The sequence below is a fragment of the Streptomyces sp. NPDC002265 genome, from assembly GCF_040296125.1.
Classification (GTDB): Bacteria; Actinomycetota; Actinomycetes; order Streptomycetales; family Streptomycetaceae; genus Streptomyces.
The window spans coordinates 1-24999 of the sequence record NZ_JBEOWS010000118.1 but is presented as its reverse complement, the minus strand read 5'-3'; the positions used below and the strand labels follow the sequence as shown (position 1 = coordinate 24999).

Genomic DNA, 24999 nt, shown 5'->3' with positions numbered 1-24999 from the left:
GGCGGCCCCTCCCCCGGGAGCGGCCGCCGCCCTGCCGTGTGCCCCGGAGCTGTTCGAGAGGCTCTCAGATCAGGGCCGCGGCCTCGTCGTAGGAGAGGTTCCCGCCCGCCGCGTACGCGGCCTCGTACTCCTCGTCGCCGAGCGCGGCCCGCGCGGAGCGCTGCGCCAGGGCGAGCACCTCGCGCTCCAGGATTCCGGCGACATGGCCGGGGGGCAGCAGCCCGGCGGCGGTGCCCAGGCAGCGGGCCGCGTCGCGGGCCCGGGCGCCGCCGTCGATCCGGGCCAGGGAGACCGCCGCGACGGACAGGTAGATGGAGCGCATGTGGGGGGCGATGTTCTGCGCGAGGCGGTCGGCGGCCTGCTCCAGTGCCTGCCGGACGGTGACCAGGGACTCCTCGTGGCGGCCGTCGACCGCGTCCAGCCAGGCCTCCGAGCCCAGGATGAACGCGTCGAAGACCGCGAAGTGGGCCAGCCCGAACTCCTCGCGCAGCAGCCGGATGTGCTCGCGCGCCTCGGCCGTACGGCCGCTCACGCTGAGCCAGCCGGACAGGAAGAGCCGGGCGAAGGGTCTCGCCTCGTTGGCCGGGCTCTCCCCCAGACCGATCACCTCGCGCAGCAGGCGCTCGCCCTCCTCGTCCCGCCCCTCCTCCAGCAGCGCGGCGCCGAGCCGGGCGGTGAGGATCGCCACCTGGGCGCGGGCGCCGAGCCGTTCGGAGTGTTCGATGGCCGCCGCGTAGTCGGCGGCGGCCGACGGATAGGCGCCCTTGCGCTCGTGCGCCTCGGCGCGGGCCGAGAGCGCCTCGGCGGTGCCCCAGGCGTCCCCGAGCCGCCGGTAGATCTCCAGCGCCTCGTCGGCGTCGTGCGCCGCGTCGCCCGCCCAGTCGGTGCGGTTGGCCAGCAGGTTGGCGCGCATCTGGAGGCTGCCCGCGAGCTCCCATTCGAAGCCCGGTGTCTCGCGGCAGGTCTGCACGGCGGCGTCGATGATGAGCCGGATGCGCTGCATGTCGCCGGTGAGCATCACGGCGAAGAACCAGAGCATCCCGGGCGCGCGGCAGATCTGCGGCATCCCCGGCTCGTAGGTCTGGGCCACGACGCGCAGCTTGGCCTGGGCCTTCGGCTGCTGCCAGGCCTCCATCTCGGTGTCCATGCAGGCCAGGTGGGCCAGGTGCAGGCCGCGGCGGGCCTCGGCGAGGACCTCGCCGGTCATCGGCGGCGGCGCGTCCGTGCAGCGCTGCCAGACCGCGGCGGCCGGCTGGACGGGTTCGGTGAACGGGTCGGGGCCGAGGGCCATGACCTCGGAGCACCAGCTGCGGGCCTCGATGCGCAGATCACGCATCTGCCAGTACCAGACGAGCGACAGGACCAGGCACAGGGCCTCCTGCTCGTCGCGGGCGGCCACGGCGTGGCGCAGCGCGGTGCGCAGGTTCTCGTACTCCGTCTGGAAGCGTTCGATGGCGGCGCGCTGGCCCGGGCCGCGCAGCAGCGGGTCGGTGGTGCGGGCGAGTTCGCGGTAGTACGTCAGATGCGCGCGCTCCGTCTCGCCGCGCCGGCCCGCCTCGTCGAGGCGCTCGCCCGCGTACTCGGCGACGGTCTCCAGGAGGCGGTAGCGCATCCCGGCGGCCGGGCCCTGTGCCGGTCCCTGTCCGGCGCCCTGGGCCGGGCGCGGTTCGACGCCCTGCGCCGTGTCCTCGCCCGTGCCGTGGTCCGTGTTCCGCTCCGGCGGGGCGGCCGAGGGCGCGGCCACCACCAGGGACTTGTCGACGAGCGAGCCGAGCGCCTCCAGCGCGGCCGGACCGCACACGGCCTCGGCGGCGGCGAGGTCGCAGCCGCCCGCGAAGACCGAAAGGCGCCGCAGGACGTCGCGTTCGTCCTCGTCGAGCAGGTCCCAGGACCAGTCGACGACCGCGCGCAGGGTCTGCTGGCGGGGGCGGACGGTACGGCTGCCGGAGGTGAGCAGCCGGAAGCGGTCGTCGAGCCGGTCCGCGATCTGGCGGGGCGTCAGCATCCGCAGCCGGGCGGCCGCGAGTTCGATGGCCAGGGGCAGTCCGTCGAGCCGTCGGCAGATCTCGGCGCAGGCCTCGGCGTCGTCCGCGATCCGGAAGCCGGGCCGGGCGGCCGCGCCGCGCTCGGCGAGCAGCCGCAGGGCGGCCGGCTCGGGCAGCGGCTCCACCGGGCGCAGCAGTTCCCCGGGCACGCCGAGGGGTTCGCGGCTGGTGGCGAGCACCGTCAGTTCCGGGCAGCGTTCCAGTAGTTCCTCGACGAGCCGGGCGGCCGCCTCGACGACGTGCTCGCAGTTGTCGAGGACGATCAGCATGCGCCGGCGGGCGCAGTGCTCGACCAGCCGCTCCACGGGGTCGTCGTACCGGTCGGCGGCCGCCGCCCGTATGCCTTCGGCGCCGGCGCCGTGCAGTACGGTCTCGCGGGCGCCGATGGCGGTGAGCACGGCCTCCGGGACGTCGGACGGGTCGTCGACGGGGGCGAGTTCGGCCAGCCACACCCCGTCCCTGGCCACGTCCCGCACGCCTTCCGCGGACTCCTGGGACAGCCGTGTCTTCCCGGCGCCGCCCGGCCCGAGCAGCGTGACCAGCCGGGCCCCGGCGAGGTCGCCCCGGATGGCATCGATGTCGGCCTCCCGGCCGACGAAGGAGGTGAGGCGGGCCCGGAGGTTGCCGGGCCGCCGGGTGTCTTGGGACTCGTCGGCCGCGGCCGGCGTCCGGTGCCCGCCGGGAGGAGCCTGCCGCGCGGGCCCTGCCCTGTCCTCGGGCGGGTTCAGCAACTCCGTGTGCAGCGCCCGCAGTTCCGGACCCGGATCGGAGCCGAGACGGCCCGCGAGCAGTTGTCGTACGTCCTCGTAGGCGGCCAGCGCCTCGGCGGTGCGGCCCGCGTCGCGCAGGGCGCGCAGCCGCAGCGTCTGGAGGGGTTCGTCGAGGGGATGGGCCTCGCACAGGGCGGTCAGTTCGGGCAGGGACTGCTCGGCCTGGCCGAGGGCGAGCGCGGCGGTGTGGCGGGCGCGCAGCGCGTCCAGGCGCCGGGTCTCGCAGCGGGCGGCCCGCGCGGTGCGGTCGGGCAGGTCGGAGAGGGCGGGTCCGTGCCACAGGGCGAGGGCGTCGTCGAGGACGCCGGCCGCCTTCGCGGGGTCGCCGTCGGCCAGGGCGCGCAGGCCGTCGGCGGTCAGCCGCTCGAAACGGTGCAGGTCGACGTCGTCGGAGGCGGCGGTGAGCCGGTAGCCGCCCTCGACGGAGGCCACCGCGTCCGCGCCGAGCGCCCGGCGCAGCCGGCCGACCAGCGCCTGGAGCGCGCCCGGCGCGTCGGCGGGCGGGTCGCCGTCCCAGACCTCGTCGACCAGCACGCTCACGGGGACGGTACGGCCGGACCGCAGGGCCAGCACGGTGACCAGGGCGCGCAGCCGCGCCCCGCCGACCGCGACGGACGTGCCGTCGGGGCGGAGTGCCTGGGTGGTGCCGAGGATGCGATAGCGCACGAGGTCCATTGTCTCCGGTGGCGTCGGGGCAGGTCACGGGGTTCGGTCGGCGGGGCGTGCCCCGGGGGGCCGCGGGACGGCCGCCCGTGCCCCGGTGGCCGTCTCCCCGCTCACCGCCGGCCGGCCGTCCCCCCGTCACCTCACGACGCCGCGCTCCCGGAAACCGTACTCAGCCCCTGCGGCAGGGTACGCGGCGCCCGTGGCGGGCCGAAACATGTGCCGGAGTCCCATGGCCCCACCCTTGCGGGAACGGCGACCGGACGCGAGACGTTTTCCCCGTGTTCCCCTTGCGCCCGGTACGGTCGGGCTTCCCACCACTCGCGCAGCACCCGGACGCAGCACAGGAGCCCGACTGATGACCGCCACCACCACCCGCCACAGCGACCGGCGGATCAGCCCCGTCTTCGTCGGGATCCTGGCCGTCACCGCGGTCACCGGCTGGGCGACCTGGACCGGCTTCGCCGAGCAGCCGGGAGTGGCCGTGTTCCTGTTCGTGACGGCCGCGTGGATCGTGTCGCTGTGTCTGCACGAGTACGCGCACGCACGCACCGCCCTGCACAGCGGCGACTTCACGGTGGCGTCGAAGGGGTATCTGACCCTCAACCCGCTGAAGTACACCCACGCGCTGCTCAGCGTCGTGCTGCCCGTACTGTTCGTGATCATGGGCGGGATCGGGCTCCCGGGCGGTGCCGTCTTCATCGAGCGCGGGCGCATCCGGGGGCGCTGGCGGCACAGTCTGATCTCCGCCGCGGGACCGCTGACGAACGTGCTGTTCGCGGCCGTGTGCACGGCCCCGTTCTGGCTCGGCGCGCTGGACGGCGTGCCGACCGGCTTCCGGTACGCGCTGGCCTTCCTCGCCCTGCTCCAGGTCTCGGCCGCGCTGCTGAACTTCCTGCCGGTGCCCGGCCTGGACGGCTACGGCGTCATCGAGCCCTGGCTGTCGTACGGCGTCCGGCGCCAGGTGGAGCCGTTCGCGCCGTTCGGGCTGCTGTTCGTGTTCGCGCTGCTGTGGATCCCGTCCGTCAACGGCGCCTTCTTCGACGTGGTCCACTCGATCCTCGACGGCCTCGGGATCAGCGGCAACGACACGTACTGCGGCCAGGCGCTCTACCGCTTCTGGCAGGGCACGAACGAGTTCTGCGCGGTCAGCCCGTGACGGACCGGTCGGGCGTCTGCGCCACCCGGGAGCGCTTGAAGTAGTACCAGGTCATGTTGGACGACAGTCCCGCCAGCAGCACCCAGACGACGCCCAGCCAGCTGCCCTGCACGAACGAGACGACCGCCGCGGCGACGGCGAGGAGGCAGACGGCGAGGCTGTAGAGGGCGAGGCGGGGCATGGGGACGGCTCCTGTCGGGGGACACTGCTGGCGCCGTCCAGTGTCCCCCATCGCGCCGGCCGCCCGGCACCGGCTCACCCGTCGAGGTGCCACCCGCGCACCGGCCGGCCGGCGGCGCGGCTCAGACGTCGGTGACCCGCAGCCCCGCGTGCGCCTTGTAGCGCCGGTTGACGGAGATCAGGTTGGCGACCAGCGACTCCACCTGGTGGGCGTTGCGCAGCCGGCCCGCGAAGACACCGCGCATCCCGGGGATGCGGCCGGCCAGCGCCTGGACGATCTCGACGTCGGCGCGCTCCTCGCCGAGGACCATGACGTCCGTGTCGATCTCCTCGATCTGCGCGTCCTGGAGCAGCACCGCGGACAGGTGGTGGAAGGCGGCCGTCACCCGCGAGTCCGGCAGCAGGGCGGCGGCCTGCTGGGCGGCGCTGCCCTCCTCGGGCTTCAGCGCGTAGGCGCCCTGCTTGTCGAAGCCGAGCGGATTGACGCAGTCGACCACGAGCTTGCCCGCGAGCTCCTCGCGCAGCGACTCCAGGGTCTTGCCGTGGCCGTCCCACGGCACGGCGACGATCACGATGTCGCTGCGCCGCGCGGTCTCGGCGTTGTCGGCGCCCTCGATCCCCAGACCGAGTTCGTCGGCGGCGGCCTGCGCGCGTTCGGCGGCCCGCGAACCGATGATCACCTTCTGGCCGGCCCTGGCGAGCCGGTAGGCCAGGCCCTTGCCCTGCGGCCCGGTGCCGCCGAGCACACCGACGACGAGCCCGGAGACGTCGGGGAGCTCCCAGGGGTCCTTGGCGGGGGCCTTCTGTGCACTGTCGCTAGAGGTCATGCGCCGACTCTACGTGCGGGCCGGGGCGCCCATCGGGTCAGGTGAGCTCCGTCACGGGCACCCGGTGGAACGCGATCGTCTCGTAGGCGCCGAAGTCGCCTGTCTCGTAGAGCAGTCCGACCGTGTCCGCGTCGATGCGCACCAGGTCGGAGTAGGCGGCGGGCAGCCCGCTCACCGTGTGCACCGGCCGCCAGGTGAGACCGCCGTCGGCCGAGGCGCGCAGCGTCATCAGGGCGCGGGCGGCGGGGTCGGCCGGGCCGGAGAAGAGCAGGACGTCGGGGTCGCGCAGGTGCAGGACGCTGCCCTCGCAGACGGGGGCGGTCAGGCCGGCCTGCGGACGGAAGGGCTTGTGCAGGGTGCGGCCGCCGTCCGCGGAGTGGGCGTCGGCCCGGTTGCCCGGCGACGGGGAGTCGTTGCGGGCGTTGAAGTAGACCCGTCCGTCGGGGAGTTCGGCGGCGGTGGTCTCGTTGACGTTGACATAGCCGTCGGTGTTCTCGTCGACGTAGCCGAGGTACCAGGTCGCGCCCCGGTCGTCGCTGAGCAGACAGTGGCCGCTGTTGTACCGCGGCTCGTTGCCGAGGTCGGTGCCGGTGGGCGGCACGGTGTGGTTGGCGGCGACGACGACCCGGCCCGAGCTCAACTGGAGGGCGTGGCCGGGGGTGGTGGCGTACCAGCGCCAGCCCGCCCGCTTCACCTGCCTGGTGATCTCCGTCGGGCCCGACCAGGTCACGCCGTGGTCGTCGCTGTGCTGCACCCACACCCGCCGTCCGTCGGCGTCCTTGACCTTGCCGCGCAGGATGGCGTCCTCGGTGACGGTGCCGGCGGCCCGGACGTGGACGAGCAGGATCCGGCCGGTGTCGAGGACGACCGGGGCGGGATTCCCGGCCAGGTTCGTGCCGTTGCCCGCCACCACGGTCCGGGGGCCCCAGGTGCGGCCGCCGTCCGTGGAGCGCTTCAGGACGATGTCGATGTTGCCGTGGTCGCGCGCGGAGTCGACGCGGCCCTCGCAGAAGGCGAGCAGGGCGCCGGAGGCGGCGCACACCACCGCGGGGATGCGGTAGCTCGCGTACCCCTCGCGGCCCGCGCGGAAGGGGACGGTGGTCTCGGTCATGGGAACTCCTCAGGCCCTGTCTCCCGTGTGTCCCGGACGTCCCCTCTTTTCCCCGGGGCGGGCGAATTCGGAGTGAACTGCGGGTCACGAGTGATGGCTTGAGGCAGTATGCCGCCGTATGGACGCCGTACGGGTCGCGCTGTTGCGTGAAGTGCTCGCCGGGACCGAGTGGCTGGACACCACCCGGCGGTTCGCCGGGGTGCTGCGCGGATCGGTGGTGTCGCACGGGGGCGGGCTGCTGCTGGTGGGGACGCCCGGGTACGAGCCCTGGCATCTGGCCGCGCACCTGGTGGACGAGGCCGCGTGGTCGGGGACGCCGGAGCTGGCCCCCACGCTCGTACGGCATGACGCGCGCGCCTCGGACCCGGCGCACCTGGCGGCCGGTCTCGGCCGGATCGAGGCGGTGCGGCGGGGCGAGACGCTGCTGGTGGTGGCGCCCGAGGACCCGGGCGGCCCGCTGCTGGAGCGGGTGCACGACGCCCGCCGGGCCGGGGCGACGGTCCTGACGCTCGGCCGCGGGGACCGCGACCTGGTGTCCATGGCCCATGAGTCGCTCGCGGTACCGGAGAGCACCGATCTGGACCTGGACACCGTGCAGCACCTGATCAGCGCCGGGGCCGGGGAGAACGCCCTGCCGGCTCCCCGGGGCCGCCGACGGCTGCGGGACCGGCTGTCCGGCCTGGCCGACCGGCTGACGGCGCCGCCGCCGGCCCCCTGGTGAGGGCCGGGGCCGCGGTACCCGGCGGCCGGGGCCGCCCCGCGGGCGCGGTCAGTCCTCGTCCGGGGTGCCGCCCTGCGGGGCGTCGTGCCAGCGGGGGTCGGTCTCCCACTGGAGGTTGCGCTCGCGGGCGGTGTCCATCGCGTGCTGGGCCTCTTCGCGGCTGGTGTACGGGCCGAAGCGGTTCTTGCCCGGACAGTCCGGCCCCTCCTCGACCTTCTTGTGCTCCAGGCAGTAGTACCACTCGCCCGGCTTGCCGACCGTGCGCTTCTTGAACAGGGCCATGACCAGCTCCTCTCGCCATCGACATGTTCCCCCATCCCCGCTGGTTAGACTCGCTGGCATGTCTGGCCAGTCGCTGCTCGTACCAGGTGAGCTCTCTCCCGCCCGTTCCGTGCCCGGAAACATCCGCCGCCCCGAGTACGTCGGACGGCCCGCGCCGACGCCGTACACCGGTCCGGAGGTGCAGACGCCCGAGACGATCGAGGCGATGCGCCGCGCCGGCCGGATCGCCGCGCAGGCGATGGCCGAGGCCGCGAGGATCATCGCGCCGGGTGTGACGACGGACGAACTCGACAAGGTGGCGCACGACTACATGTGCGACCACGGCGCCTACCCGTCCACGCTCGGGTACCGCGGCTTCCCCAAGTCCCTGTGCACCAGTGTCAACGAGGTCATCTGCCACGGCATCCCCGACTCGACGGTGCTGCGCGACGGCGACATCGTGAACCTCGACGTGACGGCGTACATCGGCGGCGTGCACGGCGACAACAACGCCACGTACCTGGTCGGCGAGGTGGACGAGGAGTCGCGGCTGCTGGTGGAGCGGACCCGGGAGTCCCTCGACCGCGCGATCAAGGCGGTCCGGCCCGGCCGGCAGATCAACATCATCGGCCGGGTGATCGAGTCGTACGCCAAGCGGTTCGGGTACGGCGTGGTCCGGGACTTCACCGGGCACGGGATCAACTCGTCGTTCCACTCCGGGCTGATCATCCCGCACTACGACAGCCCGCACGCGACGACGGTGATCCAGCCGGGGATGACCTTCACGATCGAGCCGATGCTGACCCTCGGCACCCACGAGTACGACATGTGGGACGACGGCTGGACGGTCGTCACCAAGGACCGCCGGCGCACGGCCCAGTTCGAGCACACGCTCGTGGTCACGGACACCGGCGCGGAGATCCTCACCCTGCCCTGACACCGCCCGCCCCGCTTCAGGCCCGCTCTCCCCGGAGAGCGGGCCTTTGCCGTGATCGGGCCCGGGATCCGGGGTAGGTATTTGCCGACAGGCCGTCGGCAAAAGTGTTGACTTAGGTAAGGCTTACCTTAAATGATGCGCCCCATGGACTCCTTTTCGACAGTCATCCGCACCGCGTCGAACGAGCAGCACACCGAGGCCGAGACCTCGACGTTCATGAGCGATCTGCTCGGCGGCCGGCTGGGCGTGGACGCGTACACGCGCTACACCGAGCAGCTGTGGTTCGTCTACGAGGCGCTGGAAACCGGGTCCGGACGGCTGGCCGGGGACCCGGTGGCCGGGCCGTTCGTCCGGCCTGAGCTGTTCCGGCTGGCCGCGCTGGAGCGGGACCTGGCGCATCTGCGCGGCGCCGACTGGCGGACGGGCCTGTCCGCGCTGCCCGCGACCCGGGCGTACGCGGACCGGGTGCGCGAGTGCGCCGAGCGGTGGCCCGCCGGGTACGTCGCCCACCACTACACCCGCTATCTCGGCGATCTCTCCGGCGGCCAGATCATCCGCGACCGGGCGGAACGGGCCTGGGGCTTCGAGCGCAAGGGCGACGGGGTCCGCTTCTACGTCTTCGAGGAGATCGCCAACCCGGCCGCGTTCAAGCGCGGCTACCGGGAGCTGCTGGACGCGGTCCGGGCCGACGATCTGGAGCGGCAGCGGATCGTGGCGGAGTGCAAGCGGGCGTTCGCGCTGAACACGGCGGTGTTCAGCGCGCTGGCCGAGGAGTTCCCGCTCAGCGCGTGAGCGCACGGGCCGGCCTGTCGGACGGGACCTAGCGTTCCAGGAAGACCCGGCCGCCGATCTCCACCCATCCGTACGGCTGGGGCGCGGTCAGGATCTGGGAGCCCGCGCCCTGCGTGATGTTGAGTGCCCGGCCGAGCTGCTCGGTCAGCAGGATCGCCGCCGCGCCCGTCGCCTCGTCCTCGTCGATGCCGTCGTCGCGGCCGGGGAAGGCACGGGCGCGCACACGTCCGGCGGCCTCGTCCTCCCAGGCCCAGGCGTAGATCCACTCACCCGGCGGCGGGACGGTGAGGGCGTCGACCTCGGCGGCCGTGGCGAACTGGCGCAGGGTGCGCGGCGGGACCCATTCGGCCCGCGCCTCGATCCAGCTGAACTCGCCGTCCTGCCGCGCCCCGACCACTCCGGCCGGTGTGACCAGTTCGGGCACGTCCACGAGCCAGGCCGTGCCGACGCAGGGGTGTCCGGCGAACGGCAGCCGCAGGGTGGGCGTGTAGATGTCGATGACACCGCGCTCGGGGTCGTCCACGAACACCGTCTCGCTGAAGCCCAGTTTCAGCGCCAGGGCCTGCCGGTCGTCCCGGTCCGGCAGCCGGGAGCCGTCGCGGACGACACCCAGCTCGTTGCCGTACCCGCCGTTCGCCGCGCAGAACACGCGCAGCACGTCGTAATCAGTCACCGGGGAATTGAAGCACCGACCGGGACCCGACGTCGTCCCAGGTCGACGGGGTGCGGCCCGGGCGCGGTCTCGCTCCTGGAGGCGGCCGGTGCCGTCGACGCGGGCGCGGAGTCCGGGCTGGACAAGGACTTCACCGCCATCACCACCGAGGCGCTCGCCCGGGCGGCACCGGACGCGATCCTCGTCATGGCCAAGGGACTCGAGTCGGTCGGCGGGGTCGAGGCACTGGTGCGGATTCCCGGCGTCGCCCAGACGCCGGCCGGGGCGGACCGGCGGGTCGTGTCCGTCGAGGACGGCGTGCTGCTCAACTACGGGCCGCGCACCGACCAGGTGCTGAAGTCGATCGTGACGCAGCTGTACGGGGGTGAGGCGCGATGACCGCCGTCGGGAACGAGCCGGTACGGCCCACGGACCCGGCCCCCGCCACCGCGACCGGCTCCACCGCACCCGCGCCCGCGCCCATCGCCCCGGACGCCGCCGCGCCCGCACCCGCACCCGCGACCGCCGGGCGGGGCAGCGCCGTCGGGCTCACCGCCGGGCTGGTGCTCGGGCTGCTCGTCCTGGTGCCGGTCGCCGCCGGGCTGGGCGCGTACCCGATCCCGACCGGTGACGTGCTGTCCTCCGTGCAGCACCGGCTCGGGCTGGGCGGCGCGGAGCTGGACCGGGTCGCCGAGTCGGTGCTGTGGAACGTGCGCTTCCCGCGGATCGTGCTCGCGCTGCTCGTCGGCGCCTCGCTGGGGTGCGCGGGCGCCTTGATGCAGGGGGTGTTCGGCAATCCGCTCGCCGAGCCGGGCGTCATCGGCATCTCCTCGGGCGCGGCGGTCGGCGCGGTCGCCACGATCGCGTTCGGGCTGGACTTCCTCGGCAGCTGGACGGTGACGGCCGCCGCCTTCGCCGCCGGGCTCGGCACGGTCCTGCTGGTGTACGCGATGTCGCGCTCCGGCGGCCGTACGGAGGTGGTGACGCTGATCCTCACCGGGATCGCGGTGAACGCCTTCGCCGGCGCGCTGATCGGGCTGTTCCTGTTCCTCGCGGACACCGCGGCGGTCAACCGGATCGCGTTCCGGCAGCTGGGCTCGCTCTCCCAGGCGACCTGGCCGAAGGTGCCGGCGGTGCTGCCGTGCGCGGCGGCCGGACTGACGCTGGCGCCCCGGTACGCGCGCCGGCTGGACCTGCTGGCGCTGGGCGAGCGGCCGGCCCGGCATCTGGGCGTGGAGGTGGAGCGGCTGCGGATCGTGCTGGTCCTGGTGATCGCGCTGCTGACGGCGGCGGCGGTGAGCGTCTGCGGGATCGTCGGCTTCGTCGGTCTGGTCGTACCGCATCTGCTGCGGATGGCGGCGGGTCCCGGGCACCGGTTCCTGGTGCCGGGCAGCGCCCTGCTGGGCGCGTTCGTCCTGCTCGCGGCCGATCTGACGGCGCGTACGCTAGCCGCCCCCGCCGAGCTCCCGCTCGGCGTCCTCACCGCGCTGCTCGGCAGCCCCTTCTTCTTCTGGTTGCTGCGCCGCACCCGCCGCGGGCAAGGGGGCTGGGCATGAGACTCCCCCGAGCGCTGCTGCGCCCCCGCCCGCTGCCGCCTCCCCCGGCCCGCCCCGGCGAGGTCCTGGCCGCCGCCGAGGCCCTGCGCGTCCGCCTCGGCACCCGCGAGGTGCTGCGGGGCGTGGACGTGGAGGTGCGCGCGGGCGAGGTGCTGGCGCTGGTCGGACCCAACGGCGCCGGGAAGTCGACGCTGCTCGGCGCCCTCGCCGCCGACCTCCCGGCCACCGGGGGCGCGGTACGCGTCCACGGGCGCCCGGCGGCCGAGTGGTCCGCGCCCGAACTGGCCCTGCGCCGCGCGGTCCTTCCGCAACAGACCGCGCTGTCCTTCCCGTTCACCGTCGAGGAGGTCGTCAGGATGGGCCGCGCCCCGCACCCGGCCTCGCCCGCCGAGGACGACCGGGCGGTGGCCGCGGCGATGGCCGCGACGCACGTGTCCGGCTTCGCCGCGCGGCCGTTCCCGGCGCTCAGCGGCGGCGAGCGGGCCCGGATCGCGCTGGCCCGGGTGCTGGCGCAGGCGGCTCCGTTGCTGCTGGACGAGCCGACCGCCGCGCTGGACCTCAAGCACCAGGAGTCGGTGCTGCGGCTGTGCCGGGCAAGGGCGCACGCCGGTGACGCGGTGGTCGTGGTGTTGCACGACCTGGGGCTCGCCGCGGCCTACCCGCACCGGGTCGCGATCCTGTGCGCCGGTGGTGTCGCGGCCGACGGACCGCCGGCCGAGGTCTTCTCCGAACGCCTGCTGTCCGAGGTCTACGACCACCCCGTCGAGGTGCTGCGTCACCCGCGCACCGGCTCCACGCTCGTAAACCCTAAGCGGAACCTTTGAATCAGCTTTGACCCGTTGTTTACGCACCAATTGGGCAGTCGTGATCACCTCGTAGCCATAGGGCCTCTATGAGAGGTGAATCACGCCACGCAGGGGTATCAGGCAGGTAAGCCTCGGTTAAGTTAGGCCAGCCTCACCAATCCTTGTGAGTACCGTCACGCCGTTTTCCAGCCACCCGTGGGAGCCCGCATGCGAGCCGTCAGACTGTCCGTCGTCACCGCCGCCGCCACCGCAGCAGCGCTGACCGCCGTCACAGGCTGCACGCAGAAGAGCACCGCCGCCGACGACGCCGGGGCGATACAGGTGACCGCCGCGGACTCGACGTGCAAGACGTCCACCACCTCGGTGCCGGCCGGCCACGTCACGCTGAAGATCGAGAACAAGGGCTCCAAGGCCACCGAGGTCGAGATCCTCTTCCCGGACGACCGGATCGTCTCCGAGAAGGAGAACATCGGTCCGGGCACGAAGTACACGCTGACCGCCGAGGTGAAGTCCGGGGCGTACGAGATCGCCTGCCGCCCCGGCATGAAGGGCCTCGGCATCCGGCAGAAGCTCACCGTCACCGGCGGCTCGGCCGCCAAGCGCAACCCCGAGCTGGACAAGGCGGTCGCCGCCTACCGCGAGTACGCGCAGGAGCAGGCCGACGCCACGCTGCCGCTCGTCGAGACCTTCGCCGCCGCCGTCAAGGCCGGTGACATCGAGGCCGCCAAGAAGGCCTTCGCGCCCTCCCGCCTCGGCTGGGAGCGCACCGAGCCGGTCGCCGAGTCCTTCGGCGACATCGACCCCAAGGTCGACACCCGCGCCGACGGCCTCGAAGAGGGTCAGGAGTGGACGGGCTGGCACCGCCTGGAGAAGTCGCTCTGGGCGGACAAGAAGATCGCCGACACCGACAAGAGCCTCGCCGACCGGCTGGTCACCGACCTGAAGGACTGGCAGAAGCGGGTCGGCAAGGCCGAGATCACCCCGACCTCCATGGCCAACGGCGCCAAGGAGCTCCTCGACGAGGTCGCCACCGGCAAGGTCACCGGCGAGGAGGACCGCTACTCGCACACCGACCTGTCCGACTTCAAGGGCAACGTCGAGGGCGCGCAGAAGGCGTACGAGCTGCTGAAGCCGGTCGCGCAGAAGAACGACGCGGCGCTGGCCGGCGAGCTGGACAAGCAGTTCGCCGCGCTGGACACGCTGCTGGACAAGTACCGCGCGGACAAGAACTCGTACGACTTCGTCTCCTACGACAAGGTCACCGAGGACCAGCGCAAGGAGCTCTCGGACGCGGTGAACGCGCTCGCCGAGCCGCTGTCCAAGCTCGCCGCGGCCGTCGTGAAGTAGGGGGACCACCGATGACGGACGCTCAGGACACCACCGCCGGGACGCCCTCCGGCATCGCGCCCACCCGGCGCTCGCTGATCGGCTGGGGCGGTGCGGGCCTCGCGCTCGGCGCCGCGGCCGCGGGCGGCGCGGTGGCGATGACCCGGGTCGGCAACGACGTCGACCCGGCCGCCGCCGAGACGGGCGCGGCGGTCGCCTTCCACGGCGCGAACCAGGCGGGTATCGCGACGCCGGTCCAGGACCGGCTGCACTTCGCCGCGTTCGACGTGAAGACCGACGACCGCGCCGAGTTCGTGCAGCTGCTCAAGGACTGGACCGAGGCCGCCCGGCGGATGACCGCGGGCCGGGCGGTCGGCGAGGGCGCCTACGGCGGGCTCGCCGAGGCGCCCCCGGACGACACCGGCGAGGCGCTGGGCCTGAAGCCCTCGCGGCTGACCCTCACCATCGGCTTCGGCCCGTCGTTCTTCGACCGGTTCGCCCTGGCCGACCGGCGCCCGGCGGCGCTGGTCGACCTGCCCGGCTTCCCCGGCGAGAACCTGGAGAAGACCCGTACCGGCGGCGACCTGTGCATCCAGGCCTGCGCGGACGACCCGCAGGTCGCCGTGCACGCGATCCGCAACCTGGCCCGCATCGGTTTCGGCAAGGTCGCCATCCGCTGGTCCCAGCTGGGCTTCGGCAAGACGTCCTCGACGACCCCCGACGCCCAGACCCCGCGCAACCTCATGGGGTTCAAGGACGGCACCCGCAACATCGCGGGGACCGAGACGGACCGGCTGAAGAAGTTCGTCTGGGTCGGCGACTCCGACGTCGACGCCAAGTCGGCCTGGATGACCGGGGGTTCGTACCTCGTCGCGCGGCGCATCCGGATGAACATCGAGACCTGGGACCGGACCTCGCTCCAGGAGCAGGAGGACGTCTTCGGCCGCGACAAGGGCGAGGGCGCACCGGTCGGCAAGGCCAAGGAGCACGACGCGCCGTTCCTGAAGGCGATGAAGCCCGACGCGCACGTCCGTCTCGCCCACCCCGACTCCAACGACGGGATCACCATCCTGCGCCGGGGCTACTCCTTCACCGACGGCACCGACGGTCTCGGCCGGCTCGACGCGGGCCTGTTCTTCCTGGCCTACATGCGCGACGTGCGCAAGGGGTTCATCCCGCTGCAGCGCCGGCTGTCGGCGTCCGACGCGCTCAACGAATACATCCAGCACGTGGGTTCGGCGCACTTCGCCGTCCCGCCGGGCGTCCGCGACAAGGACGACTGGTGGGGCCGGGCGCTGTTCACCGAGGAGGCGTAGCCCGTGTTCTCCAACTACCTGATCGGTCTGCGCGAGGGGCTGGAGGCCAGCCTCGTCGTCTGCATCCTGATCGCCTACCTGGTCAAGACCGGCCGACGGGACGCCCTGCGGCCGATCTGGACCGGCATCGGCATCGCGGTCGCCATCGCGATGGGCTTCGGCTGCGTCCTCGAATTCGGCTCGCAGGAGCTGACGTTCGAGGCGCAGGAGGCGCTCGGCGGCTCCCTGTCGATCGTCGCGGTCGGCCTGGTGACCTGGATGGTCTTCTGGATGCGGCGCACCGCCCGCCATCTGAAGTCCGAGCTGCACGGCAGGCTGGACGCGGCGCTGGCGATGGGCACCGGCGCGCTGGTCGCCACCGCCTTCCTCGCCGTGGGCCGCGAAGGCCTGGAGACCGCCCTGTTCGTGTGGGCGTCGGTGCACGCGGCCAGCGACGGCACCCCGCGCCCGCTGGTCGGCGTCGCGCTGGGTCTGGCGACCGCGATCCTGCTGGGCTGGCTGTTCTACCGCGGCGCCCTGCGGATCAACCTCGCCAAGTTCTTCACCTGGACCGGCGGCATGCTGGTCGTGGTGGCGGCGGGCGTGCTCGCGTACGGCGTGCACGACCTCCAGGAGGCCAACTGGCTGCCGGGCATCCGCAGTCTGGCCTTCGACATCAGCGACACCGTCGACCCGGGCAGCTGGTACGGCACCCTCCTCAAGGGCGTCTTCAACTTCCAGCCCGACCCGACCGTGTTCCAGGTCACGGTGTGGCTGCTCTACCTGGTCCCGACACTCGCCGTCTTCCTCGCCCCGGTAGGGTTCGCCTCCGGGAAGGGGAAGGTGACGGCACCTGATGACCAGGGTTCGCGGCCCACGCAGGCCGAGCAGTCTTGAGCGGAGCGCGCTGATCGCGGCCTCGGTGACCGTCCTGTCGCTGACGGCGGGCGGATGCGTGGTGGTGCACGGCGAGCGCGAGGTGCTCCCGGCCACCACGGCCCCCGAGGCCGCCGAGGCCCTCGGGCAGTTCACCACCGCGTACAACAAGGCCGACCAGGCGTACGACCGTTCCCTGGACGCGGACTTCGTCGCCGGCGCCCTCTCCGACATCGACGGGGCGCGGCTGACGGCCGGGCACAGCGTCAGCCCGTCCGGCAACGCGGCGCACACCGCGCTGACGTTCTCGGACGTGCGGTACACCATCCCCAGGAAGGCGGGCTGGCCCCGCTGGTTCGTCGCCGACGCCAAGGCCAACAAGGGCGGTTCGGCCCGCTGGCTGATGGTGTTCCTGCGCGGCGGCCTGTCCGAGCCGTGGCGGGTGTCCTATCTGACGCTGGTGGCCCCGGACGCCGTACCGCAGTTCGCCAAGGACAAGGACGGCTGGGCCGAGACCGTCCCCCTGAACCAGACGGAACTGGCCGTGGACCCCGCGGACTTGAGCCAGGACTACGCGACGTACCTCAGGAACGGCGGGAAGTCCTTCGCCGACGGCACGTACACCAGCGTGCTGCGCGCCGAGCGGACGAGGGGTGCCAGCCGGCCGGGGCTGGCCACGCAGTACATCGACGAGGCGCTGACCCGGGACGACTACGCCCCGCTGGCGTTGCGCACGGCGGACGGCGGGGCGCTGGTGTTCTTCACCACGCACCACTACGTGAAGCAGACGGCTGCCGCCGGCGCGTCCGTGCCCACGCCCAACAAGAGCGTGCAGGCGCTGACCAAGGGCGAGATCAAGCAGTCCCTGACGATGGAGTTCGTCTCCAACCAGGTGGTGCTGGACCCGAAGCGGGGCGCGGGGACCGGCCAGGTGTCGATGATCGGCAAGGTCCAGGGTCTGACGGCGGGCCGGGGCGAGTAGCCCCGACGTGAGCGCGTCGGGCGGCCGGGCGTACGGCCGTGGCGCCGGGGGCCGCCGTCAGTGGCGCAGGGGCCAGGCCGAGGCGGCGTGGTCGGGCTGGGTCCCGGCATGGCGGGAGCAGGCGTCGGTGAGCGCCTCCAGCAGGGTCAGCGGGTCCGGCAGCCGGTGCTCGGGGCCGCGCAGCCAGCGCACCTGCCGTCCGTCGTCCCCGGGCAGCCGGGCGGGCGGTACCAGGACGTAGGAGCCCCGGCAGTGCCAGCGCATGCCCGGGTGTTCGTCCGCCGTCTCGGGGTGGCTGTCCAGCTCGCACGGCCACCACTCGTCCTCGTCCTCGGGGGTGCCGCGGGTGAGGGTGAAGAAGAGCATGCGCCCGTCGTCGCTCTCGGCGACCGGACCGACCTCGACACCGGCGGACAGCAGGCTCTCCAGCGCCTCGGCGCCCGCTTCCAGGGGCACGTCGAGGACGTCGTGCACCATGCCGGTCGCGGTGATGAAGTTGGCCTGCGGCTGGTGCCGGGCCCAGCGCTCGATCTGGGCGCGGTCGGTGGTGGACTGCGTCTGCCAGGCGAAGGACACGGGGTGCCGGGCGGGTGTGGGACAGCCGACGCGGTCGCAGGAGCAGCGGTAGCCCGGTGCCGGGTGCGCGGCGGGCGCGAGGGGCAGTCCGGCCCGGGCGGCGGCCAGCAGCAGGGCCTCACGGCCGCCGGTGTCTGCGGTCTCCTTCGGGCGGCGGCCACGCAGCCACCGGGCGAGTCTGCCCTGCCGATGGGTTCCGCCACCGTTCTCCGCGCTCATCTATCGCCTCGCCTCGCTGTCGTGCGGCCAGCATGCCTCATCGTCCCACCTTCCGGCCCATCGGGGAGCCAGTGCCCCCGATCGGGGCAGGTGGTGACGAGGGGGGCATAGGGGTTACGAGGGGTTACAGACGACGGATCGACACCCGGATCGTTAACTTTCACGCCTCGCACGCCGTCCGCGTCCGCCCTTGTGCGCCCGCCTTCCCGCCCACACCGCCGGAGTGCGCGCCGAACGGGCTCGGCCGATCGCGCCGGGCGGACGGCCGATCGCGCCGGGCGGGCTCGCCCAGCCGTACCGGGCGGGCTCAGTCGGCCGCGTCGTCCCCGTCGTGCGGCGGCCAGGCGTCTCCCCAGTCCGCGTCGCGCGCGGCCTTGTACAGGTCGCCGTGGCGTTTGGTGACCGTCGTGCGGCGCAGCTGTTCGTCGGCCTCGCACAGGTCGAGGAGGACCTGGCCCTTGCGGATCTGCGGGCGCCGGACCACCCGGGCGGGGGCCGGGGTCACCGGGAGGCGGGTGGCGGCGACGTAGCTGAACTTCTCGTCCTCGTAGGGGAGGGAGCCGCCCTTGACCTGACGGTGCAGCGAGGAACGGCTGACCCGGGCCGAGAAGTGGCACCAGTCCGTGCCGGGGACGATGGGGCAGAGGGCGGAGTGCGGGCAGGGCGCGGCGACGCGGAAGCCGGCGGCGATCAGACGGTCGCGGGCGGCCAGGACGCGGGCGTAGCCGTCGGGAGTGCCGGGCTCGATGATCACGACACTCCCGGCGGCGGCCGCGGCCGCGTCGACGACGGACACGCGGTCGGCCTCGGTGAGCTCGCCGAGCACGTACGACACCGTGACGAGATCGGTGCTCTCGATGGTGAGCGCCGCTCCGATACGAGAGCGCTGCCAGCGGGCCTCCCGCAGGGCCGGGTTGGCCGCGGCGATCTCGCGGCCCAGGGCGAGCGCGGGCTCGGCCCAGTCCAGCACGGTCACCGGCCGGAGACCGTCCCAGGTGGCGCTGACGGCCCAGGTAGCCGCGCCGGTGCCGCCGCCGACGTCGACGTGGCTGCCGGGCGCCCAGCCGGGCACGGCGTCGGCGAACGCCTCCAGTGCGGCCCGTACCGCCTCGAAGGTCGCCGGCATCCGGTACGCGGCGTACGCGGCGACGTCCGCGCGGTCCCGCAGGATCGGCGCGTCGGTGGGGGTGGCCCCCCGGTAGTTGGCGATGAGCCGCTCCACGGCTCCCGAGGCCTGCCTGGCCGGGAGCCCGTCGAGAAGGGCGGCAAGGGCGCTGCGGAGGGTCTCGGCCGGGGCTGCGGGGACGTTCACCCGCCGATTCTCTCAGGTCGCGGAGGGTCCCGGACCGGCCGGGGACTCGACCGCTATGCCCCGCGCACGGCTCGGGCCAGCCGGGTCGCGGCCGCCGCGCGCGGCCCGCTGTCCGCCGGGCGTCTGCGCGGATGGACCGTGTTGGCCAGCAGCACCAGGAAGGTGTCCGTGGCCCGGTCCAGGACCAGCGACGTCCCCGTGAAGCCGGTGTGGCCCGCCGCTCCCCGGCCCGCCAGCTCCCCCATGAACCACGGCTGGTCCAGGGCGAAGCCGAGGCCCGGCGCGGTCAGCAGGAGCTCCACGAAGTCCGGGCCGAGGATGCGGGCGGGCCCGTACGAGCCGCCGGCCAGCAGCGCGCGGCAGAACACCGCCAGGTCGCGCCCGGTGGAGAACAGGCCCGCGTGGCCGGCCACCCCGCCCAGCGCCCAGGCGTTCTCGTCGTGGACCACGCCCCGCAGCATCCCCCGGTCCGCCTTGGCCCACGGGCGCCGCTGGTCCTCGGTGGCCGCCGCGCCCGGACAGGGGCCGTACCCGGTGGCCGTCATGCCCAGCGGGCGGGTGATGCCGTCGCGGACGAGCACGTCGAGGGGACGGCCGCCGACGCGTTCCAGGACGTGCTGGAGCAGCAGCATGTTCAGGTCGGAGTAGCGGTACGTGCCGGCCGCGCCCACCGGCGCCTCCGCCCGCAGCCGCGCCAGCCGCTCGGCGTCGTCCGCGCAGTCGTACAGCGGGAGTTCGGGGCGCAGCCCGGAGGTGTGGGTGAGCAACTGCCGTACGGTGATGCCGTGCTCGGCGGCGGCTCGGAAGTCCGGCAGATACGCGCCCACCAGGGCGTCGATGCCGAGCGTGCCCCGCTCGATCTGCTGCACCGCGGCGACCGACGTGAACAGCTTGGTGAGGGAGGCCAGATCGAAGGGCGTGCCGACGGTCATCGGCACCCGCTCCCCGGGCGGCGCCTCCACCCCGGTGTCGGTCTCCGGGTCGTACGAGGTGTGGCGCACCGCCCAGCCCGCGGCCTCCGCCACGGCGATCACCGGGCCGCGTCCGGCGACCACGACGGTGCCCGCCGCCCAGGGGTGCTTCCCCGCGCTGAGCTCGCGCACCTCGCGGACGAGGCGGCTCAGTTCGCGGGCGTCCAGCCCGGCGCGCTCCGGTGTGTCGATGCGCAGTCTCGGCGCGCTCAGTTGCCCTCCCCGGGGCTCTCGGCCTCGTGCGTGATCGCACGTGCGTTCCAGGGACGGCACATTCCCACGAAGCAGGCCGCCGCCACCAGTGCGGCCGTCAGCTGGACGAGCGCCATGGGGACGGCGGTGTGCTCGCCCGCGATGCCGACCAGCGGCGAGGCGATCGCCCCGACGAGGAAGGAGGACGTGCCGAGCAGGGCGGAGGCGGCGCCCGCGGCGTGCTGCACACGCATCAGGGCGAGGCTCTGGGCGTTGGGCAGGACGAGGCTCATCGCGGACATCAGCACGAACAGCCCGGCGGCGACCGGGACCAGGCCGGTCTCGCCGAACGCGCCGCTCGCCGTCAGCAGCAGGGCGGCCGCGGCGAGGACCACGACCGCGAGGCCCGCGGCCAGCACCCGGTCCAGGCGGACCCGGCCGACCAGCAGCCTGCCGTTGACCTGGCCGACGACGATCAGTCCCACGGAGTTCAGGCCGAACAGCAGGCTGAAGGTCTGCGGGGAGGCGCCGTAGATCTCCTGCACCACGAACGGTGAGGCCGAGATGTAGGCGAACAGCGCGGCGAAGGCGAAGCCGCCGGTGAGCACGTACCCGGTGAAGACGCGGTCGGCGAGCAGTCCGCGCATGGTGCGCAGCGCCTCGCCGACCCCGCCGCCGTGCCGCCGCGCGGCGGGCAGGGTCTCGGGCAGCCGCGCCCAGACCACCGCCGTCAGCACGACGCTGACGCCGGTCAGCAGGACGAAGACCCCGCGCCAGTCGGTCACCCGCAGGATCTGCCCGCCGACGAGCGGCGCGACGATCGGGGCGAGGCCGGAGACCAGCATGAGCGTGGAGAAGAAGCGGGCCATGGCCACACCGTCGTACAGGTCGCGCACGATCGCCCGCGCGATCACTATGCCGGCGGCGCCCGCGAGCCCCTGCGCGAGCCGGAAGGCGACCAGGAGTTCCACGCCGGGTGCCAGCGCGCACAGGGCGGTGGCGACGACGTAGACCGCGAGTCCGGCGAGCAGCGGGCGCCTGCGGCCCCAGCGGTCGCTCATCGGGCCGACGACCAGCTGTCCGAGCGCCATGCCCGCCAGGCAGGCGGTGAGGGTGAGCTGGACGGTCGTGGCGGGCGCGTGCAGGGCGCGGGTGACCTCCGGCAGGGCCGGCAGATACATGTCCATCGCCAGCGGGGGTGTCGCGGTCAGTGCCCCGAGGACGAGGACGACCAGGAGACCGGCCCGGCGCGGGGCCGGGCCGTGGGCCGCCGTGGCCGCGGATTCGGCGCCGTGTTCCAGGCCGGGTGTCCCCGTGGTGCGCTCGGACATACGCCCCTCCCTCTCCGAGTGATCCGCCGCCTATGCTCTCAGCTCGTACAGAGTGCCGAAGGCCGCATGAGCGAGGGTGGGGGCCGCATGACCGTGACGGAAAACAGGGTGCGCTGGGGGGTCCTGGCCACCGGCGGGATCGCGGCGGCGTTCACCGCGGACCTGGTGGACCTGCCGGACGCGCAGGTGGTGGCGGTGGCCTCGCGGACCCGGGCGTCGGCGGAGGCGTTCGCCGAGCGGTTCGGCATTCCGCGCGCGTACGGCGACTGGGAGGCTCTCGCGCGGGACGAGGACATCGATGTCGTGTACGTCGCCACCCCGCACGCGGCCCACCGGGCGGCGGCCGGTCTCTGTCTGGAGGCGGGGCGCAACGTGCTGTGCGAGAAGGCGTTCACGCTGAACGCGGGCGAGGCGCGGGAACTGGTCGCGCTGGCCCGCGAGCGCGGGAGCTTCCTGATGGAAGCGATGTGGATGTACTGCAATCCGCTGGTGCGGCGGCTGAAGGCGCTGGTCGAGGACGGCGCGATCGGCGAGGTGCGCACGGTGCAGGCCGACTTCGGGCTCTCGGGTCCCTTCCCGCCCTCGCACCGGCTGCGCGACCCGGCGCAGGGCGGCGGCGCGCTGCTGGACCTCGGGGTGTACCCGGTGTCGTTCGCGCAGCTGCTGCTCGGGGAGCCCTCGGACATCGCGGCGAGAGCAGTGCTCTCCGACGAGGGCGTCGATCTCCAGACCGGAGCACTGCTCTCCTGGGAGAGTGGCGCTCTTGCTTCGGTGCACTGCTCCGTGGTCGGCGGTACCGGCACCACGGCCTCGGTCACCGGTTCCGCCGGCCGTATCGACATCCCGGACGGCTTCTTCCACCCGGACCGCTTCGTCCTGCACCGCGACGGCCGCGCCCCCGAGGAGTTCGCCGCCGACCCGGCCGACGGCCCCCGCACCAGCCTCCGGCACGAGGCGAAGGAGGTCATGCGGGCCCTGCGCGCGGGCGAGACCGAGTCCCCGCTCGTCCCGCTCGACGGCACCCTCGCCGTGATGCGCACGCTCGACGCGATCCGCGACCGCATCGGCGTCCACTACCCCGGCGAGGCCCGCTGACCCGTGCTTGCGGGACCCGGTGATCCGTCCCGGCGGGGGCCGGTGATGCGTCCTCGCCGGGCCCGCGGATCCGTCCCTGCGGGGGCCGGTGATCCGTCCCTGCGGGGGCCGGTCCGCTCAGGCCGGTTTGAGGCCCGGGTCCCCCACCTCCGTCACGAAGGACCCGGCCGTCGCGATCGGCGCGCCGGGCGTCGTCACGTACGGCACGGCCCTGAAGTCGGCACGGGCCAGCCGCTGCCCCAGCGCGACCCGGGCGTAGCCGCGCCGCCCGTCGTAGAACCGCAGGTGCGGGTTGGCCGCCAGGTGCGCGGCCCAGTTCCCGGGCCGCGCGACGCCGTCCCCGCCGCTGGCGATCGAGGTGGCCACGATCTCGGTGCCGAGCGTGCGGGAGGCCGGGTCGTCGAAGTCGTCCTTGATGTCGAAGGCGTAGCCGACGTGCACATCGCCGGTGAGCACCATCAGGTTGGCGACACCGGCCGCCTTCGCCCCGTCCAGGACGCGGCGGCGGGCGGCCGGGTAGCCGTCCCAGGCGTCCATGGAGACCTTCGCGGCAGGGCCGGTCCCCAGCCGCCGCCGGGAGAAACAGACCTGCTGCGGTACGACGTTCCACAGCGCGGCCGAGTCCCGCCAGCCGTCGAGCAGCCACCGCTCCTGGGCCGCGCCGGTCATCGTGCGAGCCGGGTCCTCGCTCTGCGGCCCCGGCGCGTGCGGGACGTCGCCGTAGGCCTGGTCGGAGCGGTACTGGCGGGTGTCGAGCACGTCGAACTGGGCGAGCCGGCCCCAGCGCAGCCGCCGGTACAGCCGCATGTCCGGTCCCACGGGCAACTGCGGTGCGCGCAGCGGCTGGTGCTCCCAGTAGGCGCGGTAGGCGGCGGCGCGGCGCAGCAGGAACTCCGCCGGGGAGACGCCGTCTCCGGGGACCTCGCCCGCGTAGTCGTTCTCCGTCTCGTGGTCGTCGAAGGCGACGACGAAGGGATGCGCCGCGTGGGCCGCCCGCAGGTCGGGGTCGGTCTTGTAGAGGGCGTAGCGCAGCCGGTAGTCCTCCAGCGACACGGCCTCGTGGGCGAACAGCGCGGGCAGGCGGCGGTCGGTGTAGGCGCGGGCGCCGCCGGTCGCGTCGACCGCGTACTCGTAGAGGTAGTCGCCGAGGTGGAAGACCACGTCGACGTCGTCCCCGGCGAGGTGGCGGTAGGCGGTGAAGTACCCGTCCTGGTAGGCCTGGCAGGCGACGGCGGCGATGTTCAGCGACGCGACGAGGCTGCCCTCGGCGGGTGCGGTCCGGGTGCGGCCGGTCTCGCTGAGCCAGCCGCCCGCGCGGAAGCGGTAGTGGTAGACGCGGCCGGGTTCCAGACCGCCGGCCTCGACGTGCACGGTGTGCCGGAACTCGGGATGCGCGATGACGGTCCCCCGCCGGACGACGGTGGCGAAGCCCTCGTCGCGGGCCATCTCCCAGTCGACGCCGATGCGTTGGGCGGGCAGTCCGCCGTCGGGCTGGTACGGGGCGGGCGCCAGCCGGGTCCACAGCAGGACCGAGTCGGGTCCCGGGTCGCCGGAGGCGATGCCGAGGGTGAAGGGGTCGGCGCCGATCCGCGCCGCGTCCAGCTCCGCGGCGGCCGCGACCCCGCTCCCGGGCAGGTCGGCGGTGAAGGCGAGCGCCAGCGCCGCGCCGGAGACACCGAGGAAGCGGCGGCGGTCGAGACGGCGGGCGGCGGCCCGGAAGCCGGGCGTGTGCCGCGAGGGTGCCCGATGCGACGAGGGCGCTGCGATGGTCATCTTTCCTCCCCGGACAGTTGAGGGAGGAAGCGGGGAACCGGCCGCACCCGACACGCCCCCGCCGGCCGCGCACCACCCGGACGGGGGACACCGGGGCGCGGCCGGGCGCGGGGCGCGAATCGTCAACTCCTCAACCTGCACAAGCGGAATTTGACCGTCTGCGCCATTGCGGGCCGGTGACGGGCTTATGCTCAACTCCCCTGCACAAGAGCTTCACATATGACGTAACCGGGTTCCGCAGACCACACCGATGGGGGAGGCGGCAGCCGTTCCACGGCATCGGGTTGGGGGTGGGCCTCGCGCGGGACCGCGGGGCACGCACCGATCCGTGCAACGGCTGCCGCGTACGTCACCGGAGTCCGGGGCGCGTGCAGACCGTCCGCGCCCCGGACCCGCGTGCGTCAGGGGGCGTCGACCCCGGCCGCCCCGCCGTCCCGTACCCCGTCCGCGCCGCTGTCCGGCACCACGGCCGCCCGGCCCTCCGGCGCCCCCGGCGCCGCGCTGTCGGGCACAGCGCGCTCAGGCACGACGCTCTCAGGCGCCTCAGACGTCTCAGGCATCTCTGGCGTCT

The 24999-nt window shown here is 73.8% G+C and carries 23 protein-coding genes and 1 pseudogene; 12 read left to right on the top strand and 12 right to left on the bottom strand.

Annotation, left to right across the window (positions count from 1 at the left end; genetic code table 11):
• Positions 1 to 64: 64 nt before the first annotated feature.
• Positions 65 to 3490: an AfsR/SARP family transcriptional regulator gene (locus ABT085_RS21505; RefSeq protein WP_351610091.1), complete on the bottom strand. Its 3426-nt coding sequence runs from the start codon at positions 3488 to 3490 to the stop codon at positions 65 to 67.
• Positions 3491 to 3836: 346 nt separating this feature from the next.
• Here ABT085_RS21505 and ABT085_RS21500 point away from each other — a divergent pair, with 346 nt between their 5' ends.
• Positions 3837 to 4637 carry a site-2 protease family protein gene (locus tag ABT085_RS21500; protein ID WP_351610088.1) on the top strand — a complete coding sequence of 267 codons (801 nt, stop codon included), beginning with the start codon at positions 3837 to 3839 and terminating at the stop codon, positions 4635 to 4637.
• Here ABT085_RS21500 and ABT085_RS21495 read toward each other — a convergent pair.
• The 3 genes from ABT085_RS21495 to ABT085_RS21485 all read right to left on the bottom strand — a co-directional run bounded on the left by ABT085_RS21495 (position 4627) and on the right by ABT085_RS21485 (position 6755).
• On the bottom strand, positions 4627 to 4818 hold the full coding sequence (locus ABT085_RS21495; RefSeq protein WP_502982770.1) for a hypothetical protein: 192 nt from the start codon (positions 4816 to 4818) through the stop codon (positions 4627 to 4629). The two genes, ABT085_RS21500 and ABT085_RS21495, sit on opposite strands and share 11 nt — an antisense overlap.
• A 121-nt stretch (positions 4819 to 4939) precedes the next feature.
• Positions 4940 to 5644, bottom strand: coding sequence for an NADPH-dependent F420 reductase (gene npdG / locus ABT085_RS21490; protein ID WP_351610082.1), 705 nt, complete (start codon positions 5642 to 5644; stop codon positions 4940 to 4942).
• Between the two features lie 37 nt (positions 5645 to 5681).
• Positions 5682 to 6755: a sialidase family protein gene (locus ABT085_RS21485; RefSeq protein ID WP_351610079.1), complete on the bottom strand. Its 1074-nt coding sequence runs from the start codon at positions 6753 to 6755 to the stop codon at positions 5682 to 5684.
• A 118-nt stretch (positions 6756 to 6873) separates the two neighbouring features.
• On the opposite strand from ABT085_RS21485, the gene ABT085_RS21480 reads away from it, so the two are divergent.
• Positions 6874 to 7476 (top strand): hypothetical protein, encoded by a 603-nt coding sequence (locus ABT085_RS21480; RefSeq protein ID WP_351610076.1) that lies wholly within the window; start codon positions 6874 to 6876, stop codon positions 7474 to 7476.
• Positions 7477 to 7524: 48 nt separating this feature from the next.
• Here the strand turns inward: ABT085_RS21480 and ABT085_RS21475 are convergent, their stop codons facing one another.
• Entirely contained in the window at positions 7525 to 7758 is a 234-nt protein-coding gene (locus ABT085_RS21475) for a hypothetical protein (RefSeq protein ID WP_351610074.1), read from the bottom strand.
• 58 nt (positions 7759 to 7816) lie between these two features.
• Here ABT085_RS21475 and map point away from each other — a divergent pair, with 58 nt between their 5' ends.
• Both map and ABT085_RS21465 read left to right on the top strand, forming a co-directional pair.
• Entirely contained in the window at positions 7817 to 8674 is an 858-nt protein-coding gene (gene map, locus ABT085_RS21470; RefSeq protein WP_351610071.1) for a type I methionyl aminopeptidase, read from the top strand.
• A 144-nt stretch (positions 8675 to 8818) separates the two neighbouring features.
• Positions 8819 to 9466, top strand: a complete 648-nt coding sequence (locus tag ABT085_RS21465) for a biliverdin-producing heme oxygenase (protein ID WP_351610068.1) — start codon at positions 8819 to 8821, stop codon at positions 9464 to 9466.
• A 28-nt stretch (positions 9467 to 9494) separates the two neighbouring features.
• Here the strand turns inward: ABT085_RS21465 and ABT085_RS21460 are convergent, their stop codons facing one another.
• Positions 9495 to 10139 carry a PhzF family phenazine biosynthesis protein gene (locus ABT085_RS21460; RefSeq protein ID WP_351610065.1) on the bottom strand — a complete coding sequence of 215 codons (645 nt, stop codon included), beginning with the start codon at positions 10137 to 10139 and terminating at the stop codon, positions 9495 to 9497.
• Positions 10140 to 10193: 54 nt separating this feature from the next.
• Here ABT085_RS21460 and ABT085_RS21455 point away from each other — a divergent pair.
• The 7 genes and pseudogenes from ABT085_RS21455 to ABT085_RS21425 form a co-directional block, all read left to right on the top strand.
• Positions 10194 to 10517: pseudogene (locus ABT085_RS21455) on the top strand (ABC transporter substrate-binding protein); the annotation flags it as partial.
• Positions 10514 to 11674 (top strand): FecCD family ABC transporter permease, encoded by a 1161-nt coding sequence (locus ABT085_RS21450; RefSeq protein ID WP_351610062.1) that lies wholly within the window; start codon positions 10514 to 10516, stop codon positions 11672 to 11674. The pseudogene ABT085_RS21455 and the gene ABT085_RS21450, both read left to right, overlap by 4 nt.
• Positions 11671 to 12498: a heme ABC transporter ATP-binding protein gene (locus ABT085_RS21445; protein ID WP_351610060.1), complete on the top strand. Its 828-nt coding sequence runs from the start codon at positions 11671 to 11673 to the stop codon at positions 12496 to 12498. Before ABT085_RS21450 ends, ABT085_RS21445 begins: the two co-directional genes overlap by 4 nt.
• Before the next feature lie 189 nt (positions 12499 to 12687).
• Positions 12688 to 13827 carry an iron uptake system protein EfeO gene (gene efeO / locus ABT085_RS21440; RefSeq protein ID WP_351610057.1) on the top strand — a complete coding sequence of 380 codons (1140 nt, stop codon included), beginning with the start codon at positions 12688 to 12690 and terminating at the stop codon, positions 13825 to 13827.
• A gap of 11 nt (positions 13828 to 13838) precedes the next feature.
• The gene (gene efeB / locus ABT085_RS21435; RefSeq protein WP_351610054.1) at positions 13839 to 15122 is read left to right on the top strand and encodes an iron uptake transporter deferrochelatase/peroxidase subunit; all 1284 of its coding nucleotides are present in this window, start codon (positions 13839 to 13841) and stop codon (positions 15120 to 15122) included.
• A gap of 3 nt (positions 15123 to 15125) precedes the next feature.
• Complete coding sequence (gene efeU, locus ABT085_RS21430; protein ID WP_351610051.1) at positions 15126 to 15998, top strand: iron uptake transporter permease EfeU; 873 nt, start codon at positions 15126 to 15128, stop codon at positions 15996 to 15998.
• Complete coding sequence (locus ABT085_RS21425) at positions 15958 to 16959, top strand: SCO2278 family lipoprotein (RefSeq protein WP_351610048.1); 1002 nt, start codon at positions 15958 to 15960, stop codon at positions 16957 to 16959. Before efeU ends, ABT085_RS21425 begins: the two co-directional genes overlap by 41 nt.
• Positions 16960 to 17016: 57 nt before the next feature.
• Here ABT085_RS21425 and ABT085_RS21420 read toward each other — a convergent pair whose 3' ends face one another.
• From ABT085_RS21420 to ABT085_RS21405, 4 genes are all read right to left on the bottom strand, one after another.
• Positions 17017 to 17754 carry a bifunctional DNA primase/polymerase gene (locus ABT085_RS21420; RefSeq protein ID WP_351610046.1) on the bottom strand — a complete coding sequence of 246 codons (738 nt, stop codon included), beginning with the start codon at positions 17752 to 17754 and terminating at the stop codon, positions 17017 to 17019.
• Between the two features lie 307 nt (positions 17755 to 18061).
• Positions 18062 to 19066, bottom strand: coding sequence for a small ribosomal subunit Rsm22 family protein (locus ABT085_RS21415; protein WP_351610043.1), 1005 nt, complete (start codon positions 19064 to 19066; stop codon positions 18062 to 18064).
• A 53-nt stretch (positions 19067 to 19119) separates the two neighbouring features.
• A complete protein-coding gene (locus tag ABT085_RS21410) occupies positions 19120 to 20310 on the bottom strand; it encodes a serine hydrolase domain-containing protein (RefSeq protein WP_351610040.1) in 1191 nt (396 codons plus the stop codon).
• Positions 20247 to 21560 carry a multidrug effflux MFS transporter gene (locus ABT085_RS21405; protein WP_351610038.1) on the bottom strand — a complete coding sequence of 438 codons (1314 nt, stop codon included), beginning with the start codon at positions 21558 to 21560 and terminating at the stop codon, positions 20247 to 20249. The genes ABT085_RS21410 and ABT085_RS21405 overlap by 64 nt, the downstream gene beginning before the upstream one ends.
• An 87-nt stretch (positions 21561 to 21647) precedes the next feature.
• On the opposite strand from ABT085_RS21405, the gene ABT085_RS21400 reads away from it, so the two are divergent.
• Complete coding sequence (locus ABT085_RS21400; protein ID WP_351610035.1) at positions 21648 to 22655, top strand: Gfo/Idh/MocA family protein; 1008 nt, start codon at positions 21648 to 21650, stop codon at positions 22653 to 22655.
• Positions 22656 to 22772: 117 nt separating this feature from the next.
• Here ABT085_RS21400 and ABT085_RS21395 read toward each other — a convergent pair whose 3' ends face one another.
• Positions 22773 to 24428, bottom strand: a complete 1656-nt coding sequence (locus ABT085_RS21395) for an alkaline phosphatase D family protein (protein WP_351610033.1) — start codon at positions 24426 to 24428, stop codon at positions 22773 to 22775.
• Between the two features lie 401 nt (positions 24429 to 24829).
• A complete protein-coding gene (locus tag ABT085_RS21390; RefSeq protein WP_351610030.1) occupies positions 24830 to 24955 on the bottom strand; it encodes a hypothetical protein in 126 nt (41 codons plus the stop codon).
• Between the last annotated feature and the right edge of the window lie 44 nt (positions 24956 to 24999).